Consider the following 6,817-nt stretch of genomic DNA (forward strand, 5'->3'; position numbering starts at 1 on the left):
TTCCGCGCATGATCGAGGCATGCATTACCGGCTCATCACCAGCCCGCGAACTTCGGCGTTCTGTAGAAGTTCCCTGGCCAAAAATCTTTCGCAGGAAAGTGGTGCTGAAGATCTGACCTGTAAGCTGGGCGGGCCTCGTCGGCGAACTAAGCGAGAGAAGGGGATCCGGCGCGGAAAAAAGGGCAGGATTTGCGACTGTCGACGCTGCTGGTGCGAAAGGGAACTTTGAGAAGCGGGCAAGGTTCGAGCGCCAACCAATGGAGGCCAGCATGTGCAAGAAATTCTTTCGGGGCGGCATCCTGTCAGCCGCGGCCGCTATCGCGACACTGTCATCGTCGCATCATGCCGATGCCCAGACCATGGAAAGGCTGACCAACACGGCGAAGGAGCTGGTAGCCCCGGTTGCCGGAAAGACAGATGAGCGATTACAGGAAGTCGCGACCTTTGAGCATCAGGTGACTGGAGTGACGGTCTCGGAGGAAGGCAGGATCTTCGTCAACTTTCCCCGCTGGTCGGAAGATGTCCCGGTCTCCGTCGCGGAAGTCATGAAGGACGGCTCGAGCAGGCCCTATCCCAACGACGAGTGGAATGCCTGGCGCAACGCGAAGATGTCGGAGATCTCGCCTAAGGATCATTTCGTCACGGTTCAAAGCGTCGTCGCAGATGGCAGAGGCTCGCTCTGGGTGGTTGATCCGGCAGCACCCAACAGCGAAAAAACCATCAAGGACGGCCCAAAACTGGTTCAGATCGACTTGAAGACAAACACGGTCAAACGGGTATATCCCTTCGCGGACGATATCGCCGGTCCTGCCAGCTACCTGAACGATGTTCGCATTGCGCCTGACGGAGCATTCGCCTACTTCACCGATTCCGGAATGCCGGGAGGTCTGGTCGTTCTTGATCTTAATTCCGGCACGGCGTGGCGTGTATTGAGTGCTGATTCCTCCACCCAATTCGAAAAAGACGTCGTGGTTCATACGGACGGCGAGCCGCTTCGCCGACCCGACGGCCGCCAACCTCTATTCAATGCTGACAGCATCGCGCTTTCCACTGACGGGAAGACGCTGTACTGGAAGGCCCTGACCGGGAAAACGATGTATCGCATTTCGACGGAGGCGTTGCAGAAGGCTAACCAGGATCCGTCTGCGGCGAAACCGGAAAAGTACGCGGACACAGAGCCGACTGACGGGTTGTGGATCGATAACCAGAACCGCATCTATCTCAGCACGATGCAAAATGACGGGGTCAAAATCCTGGGCCCGGACAGGAAGGTCACGGCTCTGCTTGAAGACAACCGACTTCGCTGGCCAGATACGTTCACGCAGGGACCTGACGGTACGATGTACATCACGGCCTCACACATCCAGGATTCCCCCTGGTTTCATCAGGGCTGGACGGATGACTCGTTCACCTTGTTCAAATTCGCGCCGCCTAAATGAGCGTGTGTCCAATCACTTCGATCTTGGGCAGCTGTTTGCGCAACTTGTTCTCGTCGACGCCTTAGGAGCGAGCTATCGAGTCAATCGGCGCAGCGGATCAAGTCAAAATCCAACTGCAAGACGGGCTTTTCTGTTAGGCGGCCGCAAACCGAGATCATTCATCAAATGCCGGCTTTGATTAAAGCGGGTCTGCACCCGATGTGCATAGAGATCCAATAGGCGTGGATCGATACCGAGCTGATCCGCGAAGGTGCGGCGTTCTCATTGACTTGGAGGAGCCGTCCATGGCTGACGGCCAAATGGTCGCCCCGCAACAACCGCCGGCCGGAGGCTGGGACCCATTGAATGCCGTGGAGCGGCATCTCGGCAAGTAACAGATCCTGCTGAAGGGCAATTGCGCTCACACCACACGCAACTCGATTTCAAGACCTAGATAATAATAATGTGACAATGTATAATAATCCGAACACGCGTTTTGACTGGGTCGCAGTGGAATAGTTTGGAGAGCGCCCGGCAAGACTCGATAAAGGCGGATTGAACTCGCGAATTTTCGAGTTGGAACTTCCTCTGATCGCCGCTGTTAGCGCGCCATCAGTCGATGGGGGCGGAATATGCAGGTGACTGCCCGGGCAAACGAAGTTGCACATCTCAACTCAGAAGGGAGGCGCCTGGTGTTCCAGGCGATGATCGACAATGTCCTTTGTGCGTTCCGGGATGCGCCAAAAGCATCACGTCTCCGTTGGGCATCAGATGCGCGAAAGCTGGTTGAAATCCTGGCGAGGTTCCGAGACGTGCCTGTCGATGTTGACGAGTGCTCGATGAGTAAGGCGATCGAGCTTGCCTGCGAGTTTCTTATCCAGATCCAGGCTCCTCACCTGAGCAGGGGTAACCTGTCACTCCATTGAGATCCACACGGTCGTCAGCGAAGAAGTTAACGCGCAAAATGACGGACGGGTCGTGAGGCACCCAAAGGCTCAAGCCGGACTGCATCCAGCATGAGGGGTAAGACCCTCGAGCGCCTCGGAAACCTAACTTGAAGAATTCTCTTACGTTCTTGTCCGTTAGCGTACTATAAGCAGTGGCGCGTCTGAATAGGCCACTTCAGCATGTTTGAAGGTTGACACCGTAATGCCGCAGGAGGGCGAACGTGATGGCAAAAGTCGGCGCTGGTTCCGAAGCGCTCCCCGCGCTGCTGAAAACACTACAACAGCTTAAAAAGCCAGGTCTTCAGGTTGAGCATCCGGCGTCACGCATTGCCAAAACGTCGGCCACTATGGCGAGGCTTGCCCGCCATTACGAGCCAGATCGCGCATCTCCGTCGAGCACCCCGAGCACCGATCTCAAGTAACGCGCAGCAAGACTAAGGCCCTGATCCTCTGCCAGCCTCAAAGCAGCGCGACTATGGACCTCTATAGGGGTTTCACCGGTCACCACTGGGCTTGTGGATGCATCAACGACAAAGCCTGTATAATGTGACGGTGTGCCGTCCGAAAAACGAAGACAACGACCGAAAGCCGTGATTTCTCGGTACCCGCCAGACCGTTGGAGAACGTGATACGTCTCCGTGTAGAAACTGCCACTCGTTATCGCCTGATGGATAGCTCTGGCCAGGCGGGGACGATCTTGGTCCCAGACCCGCGCCAGTATCTGTTCGATCGGCACCCCCTCCTTCACATCGCGAAGGTCGAGGCTGAAAAGCCGAGTAAACACGTCATCACCAAAGCAGCGATCACTTGAGAGGTTCCAGGTATAAAACCCCATTTCTCCCGAGAGGTCGGGACACTGAGATTTCTGCAAAAGTTCAGGATCTTTACCCATAACGAATCACGCGATGAAACAGTCATTTTAGCAATTGCTATTTAATGAGAGGCAGATCGGTCCCGGCAAGCAAAAAATCACATTGCAGCAAGAAGAAAGCTAAAAGTACGGTACCGTACTGAAAAAGTTTCTCCCGTATCACCACTGGGTCAAAGCGGGTTCATTTCGGGCTTCCCGGTAAACCTCGACGAGTTCACATCTCTCGATACCCGGTGAAACTCCAGCACTCCGTCGAGGTTCTGCTTTTCCAGGAGTTCTTTCGCGCGTGCCCCGCTCGTTGATGGATCGAGCCACTCCTTGTAGGCGGCCGGATCAAGAATGGCGGGTTGCCTTTCGTGCAGCTTCGTCATCGGCTCAGCAATTACGTCATCGTGTGGAATATTTAATATTGGACGCCGATAAGGGGTCAACATTCCGAGCCGATTGACAGTCAGCCATCGCGTGAATTGTCATCTCAGTTGGCTTCCCGCGATCTTGGACGCCTTTCTCAGCCGCCGGCATTGGCCTTGTCTTGGATTTTGGCGCATCGGGTGAGGAGTTCGTCGAAGGTCTCCGCCTCATCCAGCAGAAGGCCGTCTTCCAGCATCCGGGCGTAATCCTGTTGGAGCGCCGCCCTCCCTTCACCGGAAGGTGTCAGCTGCAGCCCTCCGCCCACGGCCGCTTCGTAGTCGATCAGAGTTCTGTCAGCCGCTTTCTCGGCGAAAAACATCGATTTATGCTGCGCCACCGACTTGGCCAGGTCGCGATCAGCGATCGCGCTGTCGGCGATGCCGATATCGTCAAGACGAACGATATCGTGCCAGTGGCGTGAAAAGCGCTCTCCGCGGAGCCGCTCCTGCAGGCAGAAGACGTGGATCGCCGTCGCCTTTTCCCAGAATGTGCGTTCGGCATGCATGACCCGCGGTTTCGCGGTGGGAAACTCGATGCCATCCACAAGGCCCGCAGCATCGCAGAAAATGTCGCGAACGCTTGCAGGTTCTCCCGTCGAGCGTGCCCCGAACTCCAGCATGACGCTCGGAGCGACATAGCCAGATCCTCCGGCAACTGCTTCATAGTCGATGAAAAGCTTGTCGGCCTCGACACGGACGGTGGCCGGAAGCGACTGGGCGCTGATCGCATCGACAATGATCGGGCTCACGGTTTCCGAAACCCAATCCGGCAAGCGCTTGCGGACCTCGCTCGACCAGCGTTTTTCCTCGCTTCTGGTTTCCGGCAACGCCTGCTTGTTCTCGCCCACTAGATCATGAGCGAGTTGGCGGATATCGTAGGTCAGGTCGACATCTTCCGAAAATCTGCGGATGGCGTTGTAGGCTTTCGAGAGGGACGTGCCGCCTTTGAAGACGAGGTGGTCACCGAGCGTCGTTCCATAAAGGGTTTGAAGCGCCCAGACGACCCAGGCGTCCTTTTCCAGAAGATGGATCGGCCGCCCGGTCTTCTCCGCGGCGATCGCAAGAACATCTCTCCGATCGTCCCGGGACAGCTGCAAAAACTGTTCAGCCATAAGCGGCCTTTCCTACACTGCGGGCAAGCCAGCTGGGAAACTGAGGGGCGGCTGCAACGAGTTCGCCGAACGCCTCGGCGGAAAGCTTCCGCTTTATGCTCGGAAGTGCCTCTTCGGCCTTTTCCGGACCAAGCCATGCCAGCGCGCGGACCGCGAGGCCAGCAGGCTTGTTCGCCAAGGCGAGCTGCCAGCGCGGCACGTGCTTCAACTCGACCGTCTGGCTACCGACAGTCATGGTTCGGCTGCGGCCGGATGTGAGATAGATCGACCGGATCGGCACCTGAGTGGACAGGCCCAGCGAGTTTGCAGCTGCAGCACCATTCGAAACGATCACCTCGCCACGCTGGCGCGCAACGGCTTCGACGGCCTGCTCGACGGTCGGCGGCCTGCTTCCGAAACGGCTCTTGATCGCCTTGAGATAGATCCCCCGACCGGCTCGAACGAGCTCGCCGCGCTCATACAGACGCGACAAAGCCTGGTCTACCGCGGCGCGGTTTCCCAAATGCAGGAAGGCCTTCGCGGACAGCGCCGTTCCTTCCGGCAACTGTTCGGCATGGGCCATGATCTGTGTCGTCAGTCGTTGCATGGCAATGCTCCTGTCAGAAATATATGCAGTTTTCTGACAGTTTGCAACGAAAGACCTTCTCTCCGTTTTCATCTTGGCCGAGGATCTCTTAGGTGGTCGATCATACCACCTCGCGTCTTGTAAGCACTGACGCCAGCGGCTCCAGACCACCTTCTGCATCGCCGATTTCTCTATCATTTCGAGGATTACCACAGGTAACTCTATGGCACCCTGCGTTGTAATAGGCGAGCGGGCGGCGGACCTAGTCGCGAAGATGGTGTCTCGGTTGTCAGAACTTGCCGAGCGCTTTTGGGCCGCAGTTGAGAGCAGCGCGGTTCAGTCCAAACCTCCCGGCGCCTGATCTGTAATTTCCAAAAAACGAAAGGCATCGCGCTGACAGGGCACTGGGCCTGGCATCTCAGGATGCATTTACGGTTGTCTGGATGCTTCCAGCTCGTGGACCCTGTCGAGTAGACGGCGCCAGCGTTCGACGTATCCCGCCACGAATTGGGGATTGATCCCTGAGGCATCCATTTTGGTCGCCAGAACATCCAGGTCGAATTTCTCAAGCAGGGTGTCCAGTGGGTAGAATTTCAGGGTGTAACGGAAGGTATCCTCCCAACTACGTTGGACACCCACGGTCTCGTCCAGGAGGTGCGGGCGATAAATGCTGATAAGTTCACCTAATGTCATCGACGTCTTTCTATCACCATTCCATGATGGAGGATGCCATGGCAAAGCTGCATCATGGCACTGTTGGAGGGAGACCAACGTTCTGTATGCCGTTAATCAATAACGTGTAAATACGTTGCATTCGCGCATTTGTAGTGGTTGGCTCCGGAGCTGTTAGAAGCTGGGATGGGGCGGTTTGTTCAGAGTGATCAAACTGACGGAAGAATGCATGTCTTTTTAAATAATCGGATCTGTCGGGCCTTGGCTTTCAGCTGGGCGCTCATCGTTGTTCTGTTCGTCAGTCTCAATGTTGAAGCTGCGAACTATCCATGCAGCGGTAGCAAAGGTGGTATAGCAGGGTGCAGGGGGGAGACCTTCATATGCAATGACGGCTCGGTCAGCGCGAGCAAAAAGAGCTGTTCGGCCTCAGGCGCTGGAGCGTTGGGACTGCTCAACAATACTGCGGATCAAATGAGCCCGGCTGTATCGGGCGAATGCTCCTGTAGGTCTGGCAACTACTGCGTTGGCCCCAGAGGAGGTCGTTTCTGCTACTCCGATAGCGGAGCGAAGAGCTATCTCAGGAAATAAGATAGGTAGTTTAGTTCCGGGCGTCAGATTTACCCTAATTCAAATGACGTGCGCGCATCGGCCACCTAAACTACCTGGTAAGATTGCGTAATCTCCCAGTTGGGCTATTGCGGATTTCGATGAATCGGGACAGCGATTTCAGCAAGTCGCGGACAAGCATTTCGCTAAGTCGCGGACAGCGGGCTCGATCGATTTCCGCCAGCCTGGTTGCTGTCAGGGGTGATTGATTTCGTT

At 56.1% G+C, this 6,817-nt stretch carries 8 protein-coding genes and 1 pseudogene; 4 read left to right on the plus strand and 5 right to left on the minus strand.

Going from position 1 to position 6,817, the window contains the following annotated elements; all coding sequences use genetic code 11:
- Positions 1-257: 257 nt before the first annotated feature.
- From JNB91_RS29345 to JNB91_RS29355, 3 genes are all read left to right on the plus strand, one after another.
- On the plus strand, positions 258-1,439 hold the full coding sequence (locus JNB91_RS29345) for an SMP-30/gluconolactonase/LRE family protein (protein WP_220328965.1): 1,182 nt from the start codon (positions 258-260) through the stop codon (positions 1,437-1,439).
- A gap of 611 nt (positions 1,440-2,050) precedes the next feature.
- Positions 2,051-2,344, plus strand: coding sequence for a hypothetical protein (locus JNB91_RS29350; protein ID WP_220328966.1), 294 nt, complete (start codon positions 2,051-2,053; stop codon positions 2,342-2,344).
- Between the two features lie 245 nt (positions 2,345-2,589).
- Complete coding sequence (locus tag JNB91_RS29355; RefSeq protein ID WP_220328976.1) at positions 2,590-2,787, plus strand: hypothetical protein; 198 nt, start codon at positions 2,590-2,592, stop codon at positions 2,785-2,787.
- On the opposite strand, the gene JNB91_RS31825 is transcribed toward JNB91_RS29355, so the two are convergent.
- The 4 genes from JNB91_RS31825 to JNB91_RS29375 form a co-directional block, all read right to left on the minus strand.
- The gene (locus tag JNB91_RS31825) at positions 2,733-3,257 is read right to left on the minus strand and encodes a PAS domain-containing protein (RefSeq protein ID WP_220328967.1); all 525 of its coding nucleotides are present in this window, start codon (positions 3,255-3,257) and stop codon (positions 2,733-2,735) included. The genes JNB91_RS29355 and JNB91_RS31825 overlap by 55 nt on opposite strands.
- 149 nt (positions 3,258-3,406) lie before the next feature.
- Complete coding sequence (locus JNB91_RS29365; protein ID WP_262928045.1) at positions 3,407-3,607, minus strand: SOS response-associated peptidase; 201 nt, start codon at positions 3,605-3,607, stop codon at positions 3,407-3,409.
- Between the two features lie 137 nt (positions 3,608-3,744).
- Positions 3,745-4,758 carry a nucleotidyl transferase AbiEii/AbiGii toxin family protein gene (locus JNB91_RS29370; protein WP_220328969.1) on the minus strand — a complete coding sequence of 338 codons (1,014 nt, stop codon included), beginning with the start codon at positions 4,756-4,758 and terminating at the stop codon, positions 3,745-3,747.
- Complete coding sequence (locus JNB91_RS29375; protein ID WP_220328970.1) at positions 4,751-5,344, minus strand: DUF6088 family protein; 594 nt, start codon at positions 5,342-5,344, stop codon at positions 4,751-4,753. Before JNB91_RS29375 ends, JNB91_RS29370 begins: the two co-directional genes overlap by 8 nt.
- Before the next feature lie 157 nt (positions 5,345-5,501).
- Between JNB91_RS29375 and JNB91_RS31050 the strand changes: the two are divergent.
- Positions 5,502-5,684 (plus strand): annotated as a pseudogene (locus JNB91_RS31050) (hypothetical protein); the annotation flags it as partial.
- 68 nt (positions 5,685-5,752) lie between these two features.
- Here the strand turns inward: JNB91_RS31050 and JNB91_RS29380 are convergent.
- Positions 5,753-6,016 carry a hypothetical protein gene (locus tag JNB91_RS29380; protein WP_220328971.1) on the minus strand — a complete coding sequence of 88 codons (264 nt, stop codon included), beginning with the start codon at positions 6,014-6,016 and terminating at the stop codon, positions 5,753-5,755.
- Positions 6,017-6,817 lie beyond the last annotated feature (801 nt).

This window comes from Aliirhizobium wenxiniae (assembly GCF_019511445.1).
GTDB classification, from domain to species: domain Bacteria; phylum Pseudomonadota; class Alphaproteobacteria; order Rhizobiales; family Rhizobiaceae; genus Neorhizobium; species Neorhizobium wenxiniae_A.

What these genes read in the sequence shown, in the direction of transcription:
- JNB91_RS29345 (WP_220328965.1), top strand. Translation starts at nt 258, where the DNA reads ATGGAGGCCAGCATGTGCAAGAAATTCTTTCGGGGCGGCATCCTGTCA.
- JNB91_RS29350 (WP_220328966.1), top strand. Translation starts at nt 2,051, where the DNA reads ATGCAGGTGACTGCCCGGGCAAACGAAGTTGCACATCTCAACTCAGAA.
- JNB91_RS29355 (WP_220328976.1), top strand. Translation starts at nt 2,590, where the DNA reads ATGGCAAAAGTCGGCGCTGGTTCCGAAGCGCTCCCCGCGCTGCTGAAA.
- JNB91_RS31825 (WP_220328967.1), bottom strand. Translation starts at nt 3,257, where the DNA reads ATGGGTAAAGATCCTGAACTTTTGCAGAAATCTCAGTGTCCCGACCTC.
- JNB91_RS29365 (WP_262928045.1), bottom strand. Translation starts at nt 3,607, where the DNA reads ATGACGAAGCTGCACGAAAGGCAACCCGCCATTCTTGATCCGGCCGCC.
- JNB91_RS29370 (WP_220328969.1), bottom strand. Translation starts at nt 4,758, where the DNA reads ATGGCTGAACAGTTTTTGCAGCTGTCCCGGGACGATCGGAGAGATGTT.
- JNB91_RS29375 (WP_220328970.1), bottom strand. Translation starts at nt 5,344, where the DNA reads ATGCAACGACTGACGACACAGATCATGGCCCATGCCGAACAGTTGCCG.
- JNB91_RS29380 (WP_220328971.1), bottom strand. Translation starts at nt 6,016, where the DNA reads ATGACATTAGGTGAACTTATCAGCATTTATCGCCCGCACCTCCTGGAC.